The following is an 18182-nucleotide window of genomic DNA, read 5'->3' as shown; positions in this document are numbered from 1 at the left end:
GAAAGGGAGCACCCTGCGCCCGCGTGAGCCCGTCCAATGCTCAGGTCGAGTTCAGCGGCGTGCGCATGGCCTTCGGGCAGCGCGTGGTGTTCCGCGACCTCTCGTGCCGCTTCCCGCGCGGCCGGGTATCGGTCATCCTCGGCGGCAGCGGCTCGGGCAAGAGCACGTTGCTCCGGCTGATCGGCGGCCTGGTGCGTGCCCAGGCAGGCCGCATCGTGGTGGACGGCGACGAGATCACCCACCGCTCGGAGCGGCAGATGTACGCCGTGCGCCGGAAGCTCGGCATGATGTTCCAGGACGGCGCGCTGCTCGACTCGCTGACGCTGTTCGACAACCTGGCCTTCCCCCTGCGCGAGCACACCGCGATGACTGAGCCCGAGATCGCGGCCGCGGTGCGCGAGGCCCTCGCCGCCGTGGGGCTCGCCGGTATCGAAGAGCTCTTGCCCAACCAGCTCTCGGGCGGCATGGTGAAGCGCGCGTCGCTCGCCCGGGCGATCATCATGAAGCCGGTGATCCTCCTCTGCGACGAGCCCTTCTCGGGCCTCGATCCGGCGTCCGTGCGGCTCATCGAGACGCTCCTCGTGGACGTGAACCACCGGCTCCAGGCGACCATGCTGATCGTCTCGCACCACATCGCGTCGACCATGCGCATCGCCGATCACGTCGTCCTGCTGCTGCCCGACCGGGCCGTCGAGGGCTCGCCCGCGGAGCTCCGGCGCACGACCGACCGCCGCGTGGCGGGCTTCCTCGACGAGGACGGCGCGCCGGGCGGGGCCCGCGCGTGAACGCGATCCGCGACCTCGGCTGGGCGGCGGTCCGCTTCGTCGCCGACCTGGGCCGACTCGCCCGCTTCGGGGCGCAGATCGGACGCGCGGCGCTCTCCCCGCCCGTGCGTGCGCGCCTGTTCGTCGACGAGCTCTTCAAGCTGGGCGTGCTCTCGCTGGTCATCATCTGCGTGTGCGGGCTCGCCGTGGGCATGGTGCTGAGCCTCCAGGGCTACACCACCCTGGTGCGCTTCGGCGCCGAGCAGTCGCTGGGCGCGGTGGTGGGCCTCTCGCTCATCCGTGAGCTCGGCCCGGTGCTGACCGCGCTGCTGGCCACCGGCCGCGCCGGCTCGGCCACCACCGCCGAGATCGGCACCATGGTCGCCACCGAGCAGCTCGACGCGCTGCGCATGATGTCCGTCGACCCGATCGACCTGGTGGCGACTCCGCGCGCGCTCGCCATGACGGCCGCCATGCCGCTCCTCTCCGCGCTCTTCATCGTGTGCGGGCTCTTCGGCGGCTACCTGGTGGGCGTGGGGCTCATGGGTGTGGACCCGGGGAGCTACATGTCGAGCCTCCGGTCGGCGGTCGACTTTCGCGACGACGTGCTCGGCAGCCTGCTGAAGGCCCTCATCTTCGGCGTGCTGGTCGGCCTCATCGCCACGTACCGGGGTCACACCGCGGTCCCCACCTCGGCCGGCGTCGGCGCCGCGACCACCTCGACGGTGGTGGTCGCGTCGGTCAGCGTGCTGATCTTCGACTACTTCATCACCGCGCTGTGGGGGGTGTGAACGGATGAGCCGTGCGCCCGTGCGTGATCTCCTGGTCGGTCTCTTCGTCCTCGCGGGCCTCGGCGCCGTCGCCTACCTCTCGCTCAGCGTGGGCAGGGTCTCCTACGGCGGCCCCAGGCACATGGCGCTCTACGCCGACTTCGACGAGACCGGGGGCCTCAAGCCGCGCGCCCAGGTGGTCATCGCGGGTGTGAAGGTCGGCCAGGTGGCCTCGATCACCCTCGACCAGAGCTACCGCGCGCACGTCCGGGTCGACGTCGACGCGGCGCTCAAGCTGCCGATCGACACCACCGCCTCGATCATGACCGCGGGCCTGCTCGGGGATCGCTACGTCTCCCTCCAGGTCGGCGGCAACGACAAGCTGCTGCAACCGGGAGACCAGATCACGATGACCGAGTCCGCCGTCGTCCTGGAACGGGTGATCGGCAAGCTGATCTACGGCGCCGATCGGGGGAAGAGCCAGTGAGGCCGGGGCGGATGGGTCCCCTCCTCGCCGCCGTGCTCGTCCTGTCGTGGGCCGCCGCCGTCCGCCGGGCGAGCGCCGCGGAGGACGTCGGCACCGAGCGCGACCCGCTCGAGTGCGTGAACCGGAAGATATTCTGGTTCAACGACAAGGTCGACGTCTACGTGCTCGCGCCGGTCGCGAGGGGCTGGGAGAAGGTGTCGCCGCACTGCGTGCGAACGTCGGTCTCGAACTTCTTCGGCAACCTCCGCTTCCCGATCGTCACCGTGAACGACCTCCTGCAGGGCAAGGTGAAGGACGGCGCCTCCGACGTCGGGCGCTTCGGGGTCAACACCACCGTCGGCGTGCTCGGCCTCTTCGATCCCGCCTCGGGATGGGGGCTCGTGAAGCACGACGAGGACTTCGGCCAGACGCTCGGTGTGTGGGGGGTGCCGCCGGGAGCCTACCTCGTGCTGCCGCTGCTCGGGCCCTCCGACCCGCGCGACGCGGCGGGCTTCGCGGTCGACTACGCGCTCAGCGTGACGCCCTTCTTCATCGACGAGGCGATCCTGTGGGGCGCGCAGGTGGCCGACACGGTGAACGCGCGCTCCTTCGTGCTCAAGCAGGTCGAGGATGCGAAGGCCTCGGCGTTCGACTACTACGTCTTCGTGCGCAACGCCTATCTCCAGCGCCGCCGCGCCCTGGTGCGCGACCTCGCGGAGACGAGCGCGGAGGAGAGCGAGGAGCTGTACCATCCCGAGTTCGACCTGGAGGAGAAGCCGTGAGCATCCGCCATCGCACTCTCGCCGTCGTCGCCCTGGCCTCGTGCCTCGCCGCCGTGGCGCGCGCGGGCGACAGCCCCCGCGCCATCGTCGAGAAGATGACCCAGGCCGCCATCGACGTGCTCGGCAACAAAGGCCTCTCGAGCGAGGAGAAGCGCCACCGCATCGAGGACCTGGCCGGCGCCAACATCGACTTCGACACCATGTCGCACCTCGTGCTGGCGCGGAACTGGGGCCGGCTCTCCGCCGACCAGCAGGCGGAGTTCCTGCGGCTCTTCAAGGCGCACCTTTCGCTCACCTACGGGCGCAGCATCGAGAGCTACAGCAACGAGAAGGTCGACGTGGTGGGCGAGCGCGACGAGGGGCACGGCGACTGGACGGTGAAGACGAAGATCCTGCGCGGCGGCGGCAACGCCGACGTGCTGGTCGACTACCGGCTGCGCCAGGAGAACGACGCCTGGCGCATCATCGACGTCGTCATCGAGCGCGTGAGCCTGGTCGCGAACTTCCGCTCCCAGTTCCAGGACATCATGAGCAGCGGCGGGCCGGCGAAGCTCCTCGACGTCCTGCGCGAGAAGAACGCGAAGGGCGAGCCGCTCAAGTCCTGAGACGCCTAGCTGCCGGCGACGCGCTCGCCCGGGGCCGCCGCGTCCGCCGGCCGGTCAGCCCGGGCGCTGTAGTCCATCGAGAAGGTGAGCCTGGGGAACGCCTTCGGGAGCCGCATGAGGCTCGCCACGAAGACGCCGACCGCCATGCGATCGAGCCACGACGACGTCGGCCAGCCGAAGTGCACGTGGACCTCGCGCCCCTCGAGCTCCTCGACGAGGAGCGCGAGGATCGCCCGGATGCTCCGGTACACACTCCCGCCCTGGATCGGGAAGCGATAGTGGTTGGGCGCGAGCTTCTGGGGGATCGGCTGGCGCGGCGAGAAGAACGTCACGAAGGCGGCATTCGGCGAGCCCGTCACGATGTCCACCTCGCCGGGGCGGCGGAAGTAGACGTCGAGCGGCCCGTCGGTCTCGCCGAGCGCGAGCAGCATCTCCATCGGGTAGTCGCTGCGGCGGACCTCCTTCGCCTCGGGGCCGTAGCGGCGCGAGAGCGGAATGCCGAGGCAGAGGAGCACCGCCACCACGCTCCCCCAGAGCGCCACGCCGTAGGGCTTGTGCAGGGCGAGATAGACGAAGCAGGCGACCAGGATCGCCTCGAGCGCGAGCGTGCCCGTGCGCGAGGTGTGGTAGTCGCGGATCTCCTTCGTCCCCTGGAAGTAGCGGTAGATCAGCAGGCAGCCGATGTTGATGCAGAAGCTCGCGAGCAGCCCGATCGCGTACATGTCGGCGAGGATCGCCTGCGATGCCTTGGTGAGCACGATGATGCCCGAGTACATGAGCCCGTTCAGGATGTGGATGCGGTAGAGCGACGCCCGGCGGTTGGTCGCGACCAGCCAGTTCAGGTTGTAGCGGTGCGCGACCCGCTCGAGGAGCTCGCTCGAGGCCACGTAGGCGGTGTTCACCGCCATGATGAGGATGACGCTCCCCAGGACGCCGACCAGCACCCCGAAGGGCACGTTGCCGACGACCGCCGCCCAGTGGGTGATGAGGTCCTCCTCGTGCGCGGCGAAGTCGACCGGGGCCGAGAGGGCGAGCGCCGAGATGAGGGGGGTGACGATCCCCACCGTGAGCGCCAGGAACCAGTACGCCTTCGAGATGTCGCGCCAGCTTTCCACCAGCCCGGCGGTCTGGATGACCGACTCGATGCCCGAGTATGCGAGCACGCAGAACGCCACCCCGGTCGTGAGGGTGGCGATCGCGTGCGGCAAGCCGTGGTGCCTGACGTCCCGCACGACACTCGCCCCGCTCTCGTAGATGACGTGCGGGCTCTGCGGGTCGATGTGCAGGACGCCGAGGGCGATCAGATTGAGCAGCACGATGGCGGCGACGATGAAGATGCCGAAGGTGACGCGCGCGTTCTCGCGGATGCCGAGGATGTTGAGCCCCGCGACCGCCCAGACGGCCGCGAAGATGAGCACGTACTGCGCGGCGGGCCCCATGGGGAGGAAGGCGGTCCCGTTGTAGACCGCGCTCACCGTCGAGATGCAGGCGGTCAGGATGTAGTCGACCATGATCGATGCGACCGCCACGAACGAGGCGACCGGGCCGAGCACGAAGTAGGAGAACGAGTAGACTCCGCCGCCCCGGAGGTCGTGCAGCTCGAGGATCTGGGCGATCTCGACCATGCGGGTCGAGAGCACCCGCATGAGGAGCGAGGTGATGGCGATGAAGAAGATCGCCCGGGTCCCGATGAAGCGGTGGGCTTCCGCCGGCACGTAGAAGATCGAGGTGAGCTCGTCCATCAGCGTGATGAGGCCGGTGGCGAACCAGGTGAGGTACCACTTGCCGCCCTTCGCGAAGCCGAGGAGCCCCTCGCGTTGGACGAGGACGGCGAAGAGCGCGAGCAGCCCGACGTTCAGCCAGAAGAGGGCGAGGAACGTCATGCGAGGCCGAGCACCTCGAAGAGCTGGTCGAGCGCGGCGACACCCTCGGCCCGCGTCCCGTCGACCGCGAGGCCGCGCGCGTTCGAGGCCGGGAGCACGCAGCGCCGAAAGCCCTGCCGCGCGGCCTCGCGGAGGCGCGCCTCCGAGCGCCCGACGGCGCGCACCTCGCCGGTGAGCCCGACCTCGCCCCACACCGCCACGTCGGCGACCAGCGCGCGGCCGCGGGCGGAGGAGGCGACCGCCGCGACCACGGCCAGGTCGGCCGCCGGCTCGTCGACGCGGAGTCCGCCCGCCACGTTCAGGAACACGTCCTCGGCGTGGAGCGGGAGCTGCATGCGCTTCTCGAGCACGGCGAGGAGGAGCGCCACGCGGCCCGGGTCGAGGCCGATGGCGGTCCGGCGCGGCAGGGCGAGCCCCGACTGCGACACGAGCGCCTGGATCTCGACCAGCAGGGGGCGGCTCCCCTCGAGCGTCGCGAGCACCGCCGAGCCCGGGGCGCCGGCCGGCCGCTCGGCGAGGAAGGCGGCGGAGGGGTTCGGGACCTCCTCGAGCCCGCCCTCCCCCATCTCGAACACCGCCACCTCGTTGGTCGAGCCGAACCGGTTCTTGACGGCGCGCAGCACCCGCAGCGCATGCGCGCCGTCGCCCTCGAAGTAGAGGACGGTGTCGACCAGGTGCTCGAGCACCCGCGGGCCGGCGAGCGTGCCCTCCTTGGTCACGTGGCCGATGAGAAAGCAGGCGACGCCGCTCGCCTTCGCGCGCGCGACCAGCAGCGCCGCCGACTCGCGCACCTGCCCCACGCTGCCGGGCGCGGAGCCGAGCGCGCTCGTGTGGAGGGTCTGGATCGAGTCGACGACGACCGCCGCGGGCCGCGTCTCGCCGATCAGCTCTGCCACGCTCTCCGCCACCGTCTCGGCGACGACGAGCACGCCCGCCTCGGCCATGCCGAGGCGGTCGGCGCGCAGCCGCACCTGCTCCGGCGACTCCTCGCCCGCGACGTAGAGGACGGGCAGCCCCTGGCGCGCGAGCGCACCGCACGCCTGAAGGGCGAGCGTCGATTTTCCGATCCCCGGGTCGCCACCCACCAGCACGACCGAGCCCGCGACGAGCCCGCCGCCCAGGACGCGGTCCAGCTCCGCGAGACCGGTCGTACGGCGGAGCGCCGCGCCGGCGGTGACGGCGGCGAGCGGCCGCGCCTTCTGGCCGCTCGGCGCGCCGGCGCGGGCGCCGCGGGCGCGTGGCTCGGGGAGCGCCTCCTCGACCATCGTGCTCCACGCGCCGCAACCCGGGCACTGCCCGAGCCAGCGCGGGGCCGCATGGCCGCACTGCTGGCACACGAAGGCCGAGCGCCCCGCCTTGTCAACCATGAGGCCGCTCGAGATTGACAAGGGCGACCGTGCCCGGCATGACCGCCGCGTGCGAGTCCTCGACGCGGAGCTCGCGGCGCTCGAGGACGCGGGCCTCCGCCGCCGCCTGCGCCCGCTCGCGAGCGCCTCCGACGCCGAGGTGATGCTCGACGGACGCCGCGTCCTCCTCCTCTCCTCCAACAACTACCTCGGGCTCGCCACCCACCCGGCCGTGAAGGCGGCGGCATGTGCGGCGATCGAGCACTGGGGCTGCGGCACGGGCGCCTCGCGCCTGATCGCCGGGCACCTCGAGCTGCACGCCGAGGTCGAAGCGAAGCTCGCGGCGCTCAAGGGCACCGAGGCGGCGCTCCTCTTCCCCTCCGGCTACCAGGCGAACGTGGGCGCGATCACGGCGCTCGTCGGCCGCGGCGACCACGTCTACAGCGATGCCCTCAACCACGCGAGTATCGTCGACGGATGCCGGCTCTCGCGGGCCAGCGTCCACGTCTATCCCCACCGCGACGTGCAGGCCCTTGAGGCCGAGCTCGCCGCCACCCCACGCGGCGGCCGCCGGCTCATCGTGAGCGACTCGGTCTTCTCCATGGACGGCGACCGGGCACCGCTCCGGGCGCTGGCCGCGCTCGCCGAGGAATACCACAGCTGGCTCATGGTAGACGAGGCCCACGCGACGGGTGTGCTCGGTCCCGGCGGCGCCGGCCTCGCCGCGGCCGAGGGCGTGGGCGCGCGCGTAACCGTCCACATGGGGACGCTCGGCAAGGCGCTCGGCGGCGCCGGCGCCTACATCGCCGGGGCGCGCGCGCTGGTCGAAGTGCTCGTGAACCGCGCGCGCGCCTTCATCTACACGACCGGGCTCGCGCCGGCGGCGGTGGCGGCGGCCGGCGCGGCGCTGGCGGTGGTGGCGGCGGAGCCGGAGCGGCGCGCGGCGCTCGTGCGCAAGGTCGCGTGGCTGCGCGACGGGTTGCGCACCCTCGGCCTCGACGCGCGCGGCGACACGCATATCGTGCCGCTCGTGGTGGGCGACAACCGGGCCGCGCTGGCATTTGCCGACGCGCTCCTCGCGCGCGGCGTGCACGCGCTCGCGATCCGCCCGCCCACCGTGCCGCCGGGGACGGCGCGGCTCCGCGTCACACCGATGGCGACGCACACGACGGCGCAGCTCGAGCGCGCGCTCGCGGCCTTCGCCGACGCGGCGCGCGCGACGGGCCTCGGGCGATGACCGACGGCTCGACGCTCGCCGCCTGGGACCGGCGCTACCTCTGGCACCCCTTCACGCAGATGGCGGACTGGCTCGCCGAGGAGCCGCTGGTGATCGCCGAGGCCGAGGGCTGTACGCTCGTCGACACGCGCGGGCAGCGCTACCTGGACGGCGTCTCCTCGCTCTGGTGCAACGTGCACGGTCACCGGCACCCGGCGCTCGATGCAGCGCTCCGCGACCAGCTCGCGCGCGTCGCGCACTCGACGCTGCTCGGGCTCGCCAACGTGCCCTCGATCGAGCTCGCCCGCGCGCTGATCGAGGTCGCGCCGCCCGGGCTCGCCCGCGTCTTCTACTCGGACGCGGGCGCCACCGCGGTCGAGGCGGCGCTCCGCCTGGCACTCCAGTACCACCAGCTGCGCGGCGAGCGCGGACGCACGCGCTTCGCCTCCCTGGTCGAGGCCTACCACGGCGACACGCTCGGCGCCGTCGGCGTCGGCTACTCGGAGACGTTCCATCGCTTCGTGGCCGGCGCCGTCGCGCCCGCGGTGCGGCTCACGCCGCCGCACGTCTTTCGCTGGCAGCGCGGCTTGGACACGGAGGCGGCGCTCGCCGCCGCGCTCGACGAGGCCGAGCGGACGCTCGCCGCACACGGCCCGATCCTCGCCGGCGTCGTCGTCGAACCGCTGGTGCAGGGCGCGGCGGGGATGTGGGTCCACCCGCCGGCGTATCTGAAGACGCTTCACGAGCTCGCCCACCGCCACGGCACGCTCCTCATTGCCGACGAGGTGGCGACCGGCTTCGGGCGCACGGGACGGATGTTCGCCTGCGAGCATGCCGGCATCACGCCCGACCTGATGTGCCTGGCGAAGGGCATCAGCGGCGGCTACCTGCCGCTGGCAGCGACGCTCGCGACCGAGGAGGTGTTCGCGGCCTTCCTCGGCCCCTACGAGGAGTTCCGCGCCTTCTTCCATGGCCACACCTACACCGGGAACCCGCTCGGCTGCGCCGTCGCCCTCGCGAGCCTGCGGCTCTTCCATGAAGAGCGCACCCTCGAGCGCCTGGGCCCCAAGATCGCGCGGCTCCGCGAACGGCTCGCGGCCGACATCGCGCCGCTGGCGCACGTGGGCGACGTGCGCCAGCAGGGCGTCATGGTCGGCATCGAGCTGGTCGCCGAGCGCGCGGGACGTGTCCCCTACCCGCCCGCCGCGCGCATCGGCCAGTGCGTGGTGCGCGCGGCGCGCGCCCGCGGCGTGCTCCTCCGCCCCCTCGGCAACGTGATCGTCCTCATGCCCCCGCTCGCGATCGCGCCCGCCGAGCTGGAACTGCTGGTCGACGTGGCGCGCGAGGCGATCGAAGAGGTCACGGGCGCGTGACGCGCCCTCGGGAGGCGACGCGCGGGTGAGCGCCCTCCTCATCACCGGCACCGACACGGGCGTCGGCAAGACCTTCGTCGCCTGCGCGCTCGCGACCGCGCTCCGCCAGCGCGGCCGGCGCGTCGCGGTGATGAAGCCGGTCGAGACCGGCGTCGAGGGCGAACCCGCCGACGCCCTCGCGCTCCGCGCCGCAGCCGCCGACCCCGCGCCGCTCGGCGACATCTGCCCGTACCGCCTACGCGCACCGCTCGCGCCCGCCGTCGCGGCCCGGCTGGAAGGCGTGACCATCGACGTGGCGCGGCTGCTCACGCTGGTCGCGCGGCGCCGCCAAGACGCCGACGTGCTCCTGGTCGAGGGCGCCGGGGGGCTCCTCGTCCCGCTCGACGCGCGCACGACCTGGGCCGAGCTGGCGGCGCGGGCCGGGCTGCCGCTCCTGATCGTCGGCGCCAACCGCCTCGGCACCGTGAACCACTGCGCGCTCACGGCGCGCGTCGCGGCGACGGCGGCGCTCGTCGTGCGCGGCTTCGTGCTCTCGCAGCCGGCGGCCGAGACGGACGCGTCGGCCGCGACGAACGCCGAGACGATCGCGGCGCTCACGGGGCTCCGGTGCCTCGGCGTCCTCGGCCACGGCCCGGCGCCAGCGGATGCCGCGAGAGCCCTCGACGTGGCGGCACTTCTCTAAGAACTCCCTCTGGCGCTCGCAACCGCAGCGCCGACGGCTGGACCCGCAGCGAGATCCGTCGCGGCGCCGGCGTCCTCTGCTCGCCAGCCGGTCCGACGTACCACGACGCGCTCGGGCTCAAAGCCCCGGGCGACCGTGCTGGCGTAGAGACGACCAAGCAGCGGCAAGTGATAGGAGGGGCTCATCCGCCGGGGGTAGATCAGCCGCCGGCGCCCCCTTTCGATGGCCCGCGCGATCGCAATCGCCGCCTTCTCGGGCCTGCCGGCCTTGGCCGAGTCGAGCCACTTCTCGGCGCCCTCGATCATCCGGTTTTCCCTCGAACCGTTGGTCTCGATCGGGCCGAGGAGCACCTCGAGAACGTCCACGCCCGTGCCGCGCAGCTCAAGGCGCAGCGACTCCGTTGCGAGGCTCAGCGCGGCTTTTGAGGAGCAGTAGTGGCCGACCGCTGGGAACGGCGCGACGACCGCCAGCGAGGTGACGTTGACGACCATTCCCGCGCCTCGCTGGCGCATCTCGGGCACGATCTCGCGTATCAGTGCGAGCGGGCTCCAGAAATTGAGCTCGAAAAGCTCGCGAGCCTCGTCTCGATCCCCGACCGCGCTCGGACAGCCGTGCAAGTTCGAGCCGGCGTTGTTGATCAAGACCTCGACTCGCCCGAGCTCAGTCCGCGCCGCGGCCGCTAGTTCGGCCGCCGACCCGCGGCGCGCGAGGTCGACGCCGAGCCGGACCGGCTCGTGACCCCCGACCGCGGCGATATCGGCTGCAAGTTCGTCGAGCAACGCGCGCCGGCGCGCCGCCACGGCCAGCACCGCTCCTCGCTGGGCCAACGCGCGCCCCAGCTGACGCCCGATCCCCGTCGAGGCTCCCGTTAGTAGCACACGCGTCCCGCTGAGCCGCATTACATCTCCTTCGGACTGTTGGTTTTCATGACCTTTCCCCCGGGCCTGCTAGGCTCGGCGGCTCGCCGATTCCTTCACCGGTCCGGATCCAGGTACGAAAGGACCGTGCGCATGGGCGGCAGCGAGTGTGGCTATCCTGGTTGCGTCTGCGCCCGGGCCGGCGCCACGCGATCCACCACCACCGGCATCCCGCCCGACGGCGCGAGGGTGACGGTGCGGCGCACGGTGCGGACGGTGTGGCCCGGCGCGGCGCGGAGCTCGACGCGCGACAGGACCTCCGCCAGCACGATCTTCATCTCGTAGGTCGCGAACGCCGCCCCGATGCAGCGGCGCACGCCGCCCCCGAAGGGGAAGAACGCGTACGGGTTCGGGCGGACGCCGATGAACCGCTCGGGGTCGAAGCGCGCGGGATCGGGCCACAGATCGGGCCGGCGGTGGGTCAGGTAGATGCAGGGCGACGCGACCATCCCCGCGGGCAGGTCGCAGCCGCCGATGCGCATCGGCACCTGCAGGCGGCGGCTGACCTGGGGGATCACGGGGCTCAGGCGGGCCGTCTCCTTGACGACCGCGTCGAGGTACTCGAGCCGGCCGACGTGCTCGGGCAGGGCGGGCCCATCATCGGCGACCCCGCGCAGCTCGGCGCGCAGCTTCGAGAGCACGTCCGACCGCCCGAGCAGGCGATGGAAGGCCCACGCGAGCGAGGTGGCCGTCGTCTCGTGACCGGCGAGCAGCAGCGTGATCATCTCGTCGCGCAGCTCCCGGTCGCTCATCGGCTTGCCGTCCTCGTCGCGCGCCGCAATCAGCATGGAGAGGATGTCCTCGCGTCCCGCCGCGCCCTCCGCCCGGCGACGCGCGATCTCCGCGAACAGGAGGTCGTCGATCTCGCGCGCGAGGCGGACGAAGCGGCCGCCCGGCGTGAAGGGACCCAGGTCGCGCTGGAGCCACGGGATGAGCAGGAGCACGCCGACGGTCCCGGAGACGAAGGCCATCAGGCGGCGGAGGCGCTCGCGCAGGCGGTCGAGCAGCGCGCCCTCGTCGAGCCCGAAGACGGTGCGCAGGATCACGTCGAGCGTGATCGCCTGCATCCGGTCGTGGATCGGGAAGGGCCGGCCGACGGGCCAGGCGTCGATCGAGCGGTCGGCGATCTCACGCATGACGCGCCCGTAGGCCTGCATGCGCTCGCCGTGGAACGGCGGCAGCATGAGGCGGCGCTGGCGGAGGTGGCGCGGACCATCGAGCAGGAGGAGCGAGTGCTGCCCGAGCATGGGCTCGAGCAGGTTGTTCGCCTCGCCCGCGCGCAGCGTCTCGGGATCCCCGGTGAAGATCTCCCGGATCGCCTCGGGGTCGCTGAACATCGCCAGCGGCGGCCGCGCGGGAACCCGGAGCGTGAACGGCGTGCCGTAACGCCGGGCGCACTCCTCGAGGAACGCGATCGGGCGGAAGCCCAGGTGCAGGAACTGGACGAGGGCCGGCAGGCGCGGGCCGGGCGGCAGGGCGCCCGGCTGGGCGCGCTCCAGCTCGAGCGCGGCGGCCGGGGTCGCCATCGCGCTAGTCCGCCCAGATGCCGGCCGCGCGCCAGAGCCGCACGGACCACGGTGTGACGATGCCCACTTCGCAGCACAGATCACGGAGCTTCGCGAGCGCCGCGAGCGTGTTCTCCCGGTGGCGCGGGTTTCGCGTGTACGCCTCGGCGATCACGTCGACGGGGATGCCGTGGGTGCGCACCACGTCCGCCGACGGGCGTAGCATCGCCTGCGCCATCTGGCCGAGGACGAGCGGCGCCTGGAGGGCGAGGCGTGCCCGCGCGGCTGCTCCCAGGCGCGGCACCGCGGCGCGGAGATAGTGGCGCGCGAAGCAGAGGTGGCGCGCCTCCTCGGTCACGTGGATCTGCATGATGCGCCGGAGGAGGGGATGGATCGGCTGTCCGCTGCGCAGCGCCGTCCGCTGCACGTGGTCGATCGGATCCTCGCCGCCCAGCACGAAGACGAAGAAGAGCGCGGGGAAGCGCCGCGCGGCGGCGATCACCCGCCGCGCCCCGAGGCGGTCCCAGAAGCCGAGCCCGGGCACGTCGAAGCCCGTCCGGTTCACGAACTCCTGGAACATGAGCGAGTGCTGCCCCTCCTCGATCACCTCGTGGTAGACGTAGCGGAACTCCGGCGCGCCGTTCGGCAGCGTCCAGGCGAACTCGAGGAGGCCACGCTGGAGCACGTTCTCGAACTGCGTCCCGATCTTCATCTTGGTGGCGACCAGGTGGAGCCCGAGGCGCGCCCGCGTCGCCTGCGGCTGCGCCCGGTACCACGCCGTCGCGCCCAGGACGTCGTCAGAGCCGAGCTCCCAGCGCGGATCCTCGGGGTCGATGCGGTGCTCGTCGGCGTCCCAGTCGATGTCGGCGTAGGCGTCGAAGTGCTTCACCACCGACTGGTGACTGAGCCGCCGGAGCAGGTGCTGGTAGGTGGCGGCGATCCGCTCCTCCTCCGGCAGCGCCCAGCCCGGTCCGAGCGTGATGGTCCCTTCCATGAGCCCTCCTCTCGTGTCCGTCGCGACCTTCACGGACCGTGCCAGGGGCGGATCGGCTGGTATGCGTCGGAATTTCCGCGCTCCCCGCGCAGGCCCGCAGATCCGGTGCTGCACGAGGCGCATGGCGCGCAGGGCGCCGCCCTGGTCCCCCCGGGGGAGGCCGGTGGTGTATAAGCGGTTGGGCGGCTCGATGCATATGCCGTTAGGCAGTCGTGCGAGGGGTCGGCTCGGGAGCCGCGCCCGGCGGCGGGTGCCGAGCGGGCGTCCTCTGGCACCGGACTTGCCGTAGGACGCAGGTCGTCGCCATGAGCGATCCGCCCACCTTCCGCCTCCTCGCCGCCGCCGTGCTCTTCGTCCCGGCGCTGCTGTGGGCGGTGTTCGCGCGTGACATCTGGGGCTTCCTCCACAAGCGCCGGCCCGGGAGCCGCGTCTTCGTCATCCTGTTCAGCCTGGGCTCCCTCTTCGCCCTCCACTACGTCCTCTGGACGCTGCTCGTCCTCGCGCCGAGCCGCTCCACGCGCGTCCTCCTCCTCGCGGCGAGCGACCTCGGTGCCGCCGCGCTGCTCGCGGTGGGCCGACACTTCGCCCGAGCCTGGCCGGTGCGAGCCGACTCGCCGCGGCCTGCCTGGCTTGCCGTCAACTACGGAGCGGCGGCGGTGGCCGGGAGCGTGTTCGTGCTCGCCGACCTCGACACGGTCGCGCTTCCGGGGGGCACCGCGTTCGTTGCCTTCGCGGCCTACCTGTTCGCGATGGGGGCGCTCACGGTGTGGGACGTCCGGCGGCTCGCGCGTTGCGGCGCGTGGCAGCCGGGGCGGTTGGACGAGTACAGCTCCGCCGATGTGATCGCGCTCGGCCTCGGATTCGCGGCCCTGGCGGCCACGCTCGCCGTCGACCGGCTCGCGGGAGCGACCGGGCGGCTGCTCGCCGGCGAGGGCAGCGCCTCGCCGGCCGTCGCCGCCAACGTGCTGCTGCACGCGGGCACCGGCCTCCTGATCGCGGTGCCGTTCGTGGTGCGCGACCTCGCCGACACGCTGCGCGGCTTCGTCACCACCGCCGCCATGATCGCCGCCACGGCCGGGCTCGTCCTCGGCGTGCACGCGCTCGGCGCGCGGGTCGCGGACGCGGAGCTCCGCCGCCTGCTCGACTTGGGCGCCGTCCTCGGCGTGGTCCTCGTCCTCGTGCCCCTGCAGGGGTGGCTGCGCGCCGCGATCGACCGCCTCGTCTTCCGCCGCCGCCGGCAGCGCTGGCCGGAGGTCCATTCCTTCCTGCGCACGCTCTCGCCCGAGCTGGGCGTGCTCGAGTGCTGCCGGCGGACGCTGGCGGAGGTGGCGCGGGCCCTGCAGCTCCGGGGAGCCGCCTTCCTGCTCCCGAGCGGCGAAGCCGTCACCCACGGCGCCTTAGCGCTCGAGCCGCTCGCGGCGGCGTGGCGGCGCTGGGCGGACGCGCTCCCACAGCACGCGATCGGGAAGAGCCGCTTTCGCGACCTGCCCCTGCCGCTCCTCGAGGCACTCTTCGAGGCGAACGTGATTGCGATCGTCCCGGTGGCGAGCCCGCGCCGTCTCTGGGGCCACGTGCTGGTCCGCACCGATCTGCTGCGCGCCAGCTTCAGCGACGAGGACGACCAGGCGATCGACGCGGTCGCCGATCAGCTCGGCCTGGTGCTCGACGCGGCCGAGCTGCTCGCGCGCACCGTCGCGGTCGAGCGGTCGCTCGCCCACGCCGAGAAGCTCGCGGCGATCGGCGAGCTGGCGGCGCGCATCGCGCACGAGATCCGCAACCCCGTGACCGCCGCCCGGAGCCTCGCCCAGCAGCTCGCGCGTGAGCCCGCCTCCCCCTTCGCCACCGAGCACCGCCTCATCCTGGGCGAGCTCGAGCGCGTCGAGCGGCAGGTCGCCGCGCTCCTCCGCTTCGCGCGCCGCGAGGACCTCCGCCTCGAGGCGGTCGATCTGGGCGAGCTGGCCCGGGCGACGCTGGAGGCGTTCCGCCCCCGCCTCGAGGGGAGCGGCGTAGCGCTCGAGCTGGAGCTGGCGGACGGCGTCACCGCGCGCGCCGACCGCGAGAAGCTCCGCCAGGTGCTGGTCAACCTGCTGGAGAACGCGCTCGACGCCATGACCGCCGAGGCGGGCGGGCCCCGCACGCTCTCGGTCGCGGTCGCCAACGGGCACGGCGCCGCCGCGCTCGAGGTGCGCGACAGCGGCCCGGGCGTGCCGGCGGACGCGCTGCCGCATCTCTTCGAGCCGTTCTTCTCGACGAAGCCGAGCGGCACCGGCCTCGGGCTCGCGATCGCGCGGCGCACGGTCGAGGCCCACGGAGGCCGGATCGCGGTGCGCGCGGGGGGCGAGCGCGGGCTCGTCGTGAGCGTCGAGCTGCCGCTCGCCGAGGAGGGCGCCCGGTGACGGCGTCGGGGCTCCTCCCCGCGACCCTCTATCTCGTGCCCGCGCTGGTGTGGGCGATCATCGCGCGCCAGCTGTGGGCCTATCTCCGAACGGGGCGGCCGCACAGCCCCACGTTCGACGTCTTTCGGCTCGCGACCAGCGCCATCGCGCTCCACCTCGCGAGCCACGTGGCGGTGGCGCTCCTTCCCGCCGGCGGCCCGTCCACCCTCGCCCTCGGCCTCGGGCTGGCGCGCGATCTCTCCCTGGTCGGGAGCCTCGCGCTCGGCCGGCATGCCATCCGGCTCATGCCGGTCCCGGAGCGTCCGCCGGGGCGGGCCTGGCTCGCCGCCAATTACGGCTTTGCGGCGAGCGCAGGCCTCGCGCTCACGCTCGCGCACGCGCTCCCGGAGCCGGCCGTTTCCCCTACCGAAACGCTCGCCCGGTTCTGCGCGCTCCCGCTCGGCCTGCTCTGCCTGTGGGAGGGATGGAGAACCGCGCGGCCGGGCGCCTGGGGGCCCGAGGGTGCGATCGAGATGCGCCAGCCCGACGTCGCGCTGGTCGGGTGGGGCCTCCTCGGCACGGTGGCGGCGTTCCTCGCGCTGGCGGCGGCGGGCCAGATGCCGTTCGGGCTCGTCCTGCTCGACGCGGGCATCGCGCTCGCCATCGCGGCGCCCGTCGCGCTGCGCCTGCTCGGCGTCGTCATCCCCGACGTGCTCGTCACGGCCACGCTGCTCGCGGCGGCCGGCGGCGTGCTCGTCGCGCACACGGCGCTCGCGGCGCACCTCGACGCGCGTGACCTGCCCCTCCTTCACTGCGCGGCCGCCCTGGCCCTCGCCCTGGTGTTCATGCCGGGGCAGGCCTGGCTGCGGGCCGCGACCAACCGCCTCGTCCTGCACCGCAGCCGCCAGCAGCAGGCGGCGCTCCAGAGCTTCCTCCACACGCTGTCGCCCGAGCTCGGGACGCGCGAGTGCTGCCGGCGTGCGCTCGCCGAGCTGGTGCGCGTGCGGCGCGTGGCCGGTACCGCCATCATCCTGGACGACGGCGAAGCGATCGCCCACGGCGATTTCGAGCTGGCGCCGCTGGTCCGCGTCTGGCCGCGCGGCGCCGCCGCCGACGCGCTCCCCGCGCGCAGCTTCGGCAGCATCGAGCTGCGCGCGCTCCCGCTCGCCCTGCGCGAGGCGCTCGTGCGGGCCCACGTCACGCTGGGCGCCGCGCCGATCCTGAGCCCGCGCCGCCGCTGGGGGTGGCTCTTCATGAACACCGGCATGCTCGGCGGCCTCTTCCACGAGGAGGACGTGGAGGGGTTCTGCGCCTTCGTGGCGCAGCTCGCCCTCCTGCTCGACGGCGCGGACCTGCTCGCGCGCACGGTCGCGGTGGAGCGCGCGCTCGCCCACGCCGAGAAGCTCGCCGCCATCGGCGAGCTGGCGGCGCGCATCGCGCACGAGATCCGCAACCCCGTCGCCGCCGCGCGCAGCCTGGCGCAGCAGCTCGCGCGGGAGCCCGGGCTACCGTGGGTCGCCGAGCACCGCCTCATCCTCGAGGAGCTCGAGCGCGTCGAGCGGCAGATGGGGCAGCTGCTCCGCTTCGCGCGCCGCGACGAGCTCCGCCTCGAGCCGGTCGATCTGGGCGAGCTGGCCCGCGCCACGCTCGGCGCGCTCCGCCCCCGGCTCGAGGCCGCCGGGATCGCCGCCGCCCTGGAGGCGCCGCCCGGCGTGGTCGCGCGCGCCGACCGGGACAAGCTCCGCGAGGTGCTCGTCAACCTGCTCGAGAACGCGCGCGATGCGCTGGCGACGTCCCCCTCGCCGCGACGGGTCACGGTCGCCGTCCGCAACGGGGAGGGGGGCGCGAGCCTCTTGGTCACGGACAACGGCCCCGGCGTCCCCGCCGACGCGCTGCCGCGCCTCTTCGAGCCCTTCTTCTCCACCAAGCAGAGCGGGACGGGCCTCGGTCTCGCGATCGCGCGCCATGCGGTCGAGGCCCACGGCGGGACGATCGTCGCCAGCCCCGCGGCGGGCGCGGGTCTGACCGTCCGCGTCACCCTGCCGCTCGCGGAGGCGCCATGAGGGGCCGCATCCTGGTCGTGGACGACGAGCGCGCGATCGGCATCGCCATCCAGCGCCTGCTCGGCGCGCGCGGGCACGAGGTCGATGCCGTGCTCTCGGGCGAGGAGGCCCTCCGGCGGCTCGCGGAGCCGGGCTACCACCTCGTCATCACCGACCTCAGCCTGCAGGGCGTGAGCGGCATGGACGTGCTGCGCTGGGTGCGCGAGCACGCGCCGGAGACGGCGGTCATCATGATCACCGCCTTCGGCTCGGAGAAGATCGCCGTCGAGGCGATGAAGCTGGGCGCCGCCGACTACATCCCCAAGCCCTTCGACAACGACGAGCTCGAGCTGGTCGTCGAGCGCCTGCTCGACGGCATGGAGGTGCGGCGCTCTCTCCGGCTCCTGCAGGAGCAGGTCGCGGGCGCGTATCGCTTCGGGAGCCTGATCGGCAAGAGCCCGG

Annotated in this window: 16 protein-coding genes; 11 read left to right on the top strand and 5 right to left on the bottom strand. The window is 73.2% G+C overall.

The genetic code is table 11. The features are described from left to right. Positions 1–23: 23 nt before the first annotated feature. Genes E6J59_09340 through E6J59_09320 form a run of 5 tightly spaced genes read left to right on the top strand, consistent with a single transcriptional unit; the run spans position 24 to position 3387 of the window. Complete coding sequence (locus tag E6J59_09340) at positions 24–785, top strand: ATP-binding cassette domain-containing protein (GenBank protein ID TMB20174.1); 762 nt, start codon at positions 24–26, stop codon at positions 783–785. After that, a complete protein-coding gene (locus E6J59_09335; GenBank protein TMB20173.1) occupies positions 782–1555 on the top strand; it encodes an ABC transporter permease in 774 nt (257 codons plus the stop codon). The genes E6J59_09340 and E6J59_09335 overlap by 4 nt, the downstream gene beginning before the upstream one ends. A gap of 4 nt (positions 1556–1559) precedes the next feature. Beyond that, a complete protein-coding gene (gene mlaD, locus E6J59_09330; GenBank protein TMB20172.1) occupies positions 1560–2021 on the top strand; it encodes an outer membrane lipid asymmetry maintenance protein MlaD in 462 nt (153 codons plus the stop codon). An 11-nt stretch (positions 2022–2032) separates the two neighbouring features. Then, positions 2033–2782 carry a VacJ family lipoprotein gene (locus E6J59_09325; GenBank protein ID TMB20171.1) on the top strand — a complete coding sequence of 250 codons (750 nt, stop codon included), beginning with the start codon at positions 2033–2035 and terminating at the stop codon, positions 2780–2782. Continuing rightward, positions 2779–3387, top strand: coding sequence for an ABC transporter substrate-binding protein (locus tag E6J59_09320; GenBank protein ID TMB20170.1), 609 nt, complete (start codon positions 2779–2781; stop codon positions 3385–3387). Before E6J59_09325 ends, E6J59_09320 begins: the two co-directional genes overlap by 4 nt. A 5-nt stretch (positions 3388–3392) precedes the next feature. Here E6J59_09320 and E6J59_09315 read toward each other — a convergent pair whose 3' ends face one another. Continuing rightward, positions 3393–5270, bottom strand: coding sequence for an amino acid permease (locus tag E6J59_09315; GenBank protein TMB20169.1), 1878 nt, complete (start codon positions 5268–5270; stop codon positions 3393–3395). Further along, the gene (gene radA, locus E6J59_09310; GenBank protein TMB20168.1) at positions 5267–6637 is read right to left on the bottom strand and encodes a DNA repair protein RadA; all 1371 of its coding nucleotides are present in this window, start codon (positions 6635–6637) and stop codon (positions 5267–5269) included. The genes E6J59_09315 and radA overlap by 4 nt, the downstream gene beginning before the upstream one ends. Here radA and bioF point away from each other — a divergent pair. The 3 genes from bioF to bioD are packed head-to-tail and all read left to right on the top strand — an operon-like array spanning position 6636 to position 9887. After that, entirely contained in the window at positions 6636–7853 is a 1218-nt protein-coding gene (bioF, locus tag E6J59_09305; GenBank protein ID TMB20167.1) for an 8-amino-7-oxononanoate synthase, read from the top strand. The genes radA and bioF overlap by 2 nt on opposite strands. Beyond that, positions 7850–9205, top strand: coding sequence for an adenosylmethionine--8-amino-7-oxononanoate transaminase (bioA, locus tag E6J59_09300; GenBank protein ID TMB20166.1), 1356 nt, complete (start codon positions 7850–7852; stop codon positions 9203–9205). The genes bioF and bioA overlap by 4 nt, the downstream gene beginning before the upstream one ends. A 25-nt stretch (positions 9206–9230) precedes the next feature. Beyond that, positions 9231–9887, top strand: coding sequence for a dethiobiotin synthase (gene bioD, locus E6J59_09295; GenBank protein ID TMB20165.1), 657 nt, complete (start codon positions 9231–9233; stop codon positions 9885–9887). Here bioD and E6J59_09290 read toward each other — a convergent pair. The 3 genes from E6J59_09290 to E6J59_09280 all read right to left on the bottom strand — a co-directional run bounded on the left by E6J59_09290 (position 9884) and on the right by E6J59_09280 (position 13303). Next, positions 9884–10786, bottom strand: a complete 903-nt coding sequence (locus E6J59_09290) for an SDR family NAD(P)-dependent oxidoreductase (GenBank protein TMB20164.1) — start codon at positions 10784–10786, stop codon at positions 9884–9886. The two genes, bioD and E6J59_09290, sit on opposite strands and share 4 nt — an antisense overlap. Positions 10787–10917: 131 nt before the next feature. After that, a complete protein-coding gene (locus E6J59_09285; GenBank protein TMB20163.1) occupies positions 10918–12330 on the bottom strand; it encodes a cytochrome P450 in 1413 nt (470 codons plus the stop codon). 4 nt (positions 12331–12334) lie between these two features. Continuing rightward, a complete protein-coding gene (locus tag E6J59_09280; protein TMB20162.1) occupies positions 12335–13303 on the bottom strand; it encodes a diiron oxygenase in 969 nt (322 codons plus the stop codon). 305 nt (positions 13304–13608) lie between these two features. Here E6J59_09280 and E6J59_09275 point away from each other — a divergent pair, with 305 nt between their 5' ends. From E6J59_09275 to E6J59_09265, 3 genes are all read left to right on the top strand, one after another. After that, on the top strand, positions 13609–15699 hold the full coding sequence (locus E6J59_09275) for a hypothetical protein (GenBank protein TMB20161.1): 2091 nt from the start codon (positions 13609–13611) through the stop codon (positions 15697–15699). Next, entirely contained in the window at positions 15696–17741 is a 2046-nt protein-coding gene (locus E6J59_09270; GenBank protein ID TMB20160.1) for a hypothetical protein, read from the top strand. The genes E6J59_09275 and E6J59_09270 overlap by 4 nt, the downstream gene beginning before the upstream one ends. Beyond that, positions 17738–18182, top strand: a 445-nt coding sequence (locus tag E6J59_09265) for a response regulator (GenBank protein TMB20159.1), incomplete at its 3' end; no start/stop codon positions are given. The genes E6J59_09270 and E6J59_09265, both read left to right, overlap by 4 nt.

It is taken from the genome of Deltaproteobacteria bacterium (genome assembly GCA_005879795.1).
Classification (GTDB): Bacteria; Desulfobacterota; Binatia; order DP-6; family DP-6; genus DP-6.
This window is presented reverse-complemented; position numbering and strand designations above follow the sequence as displayed.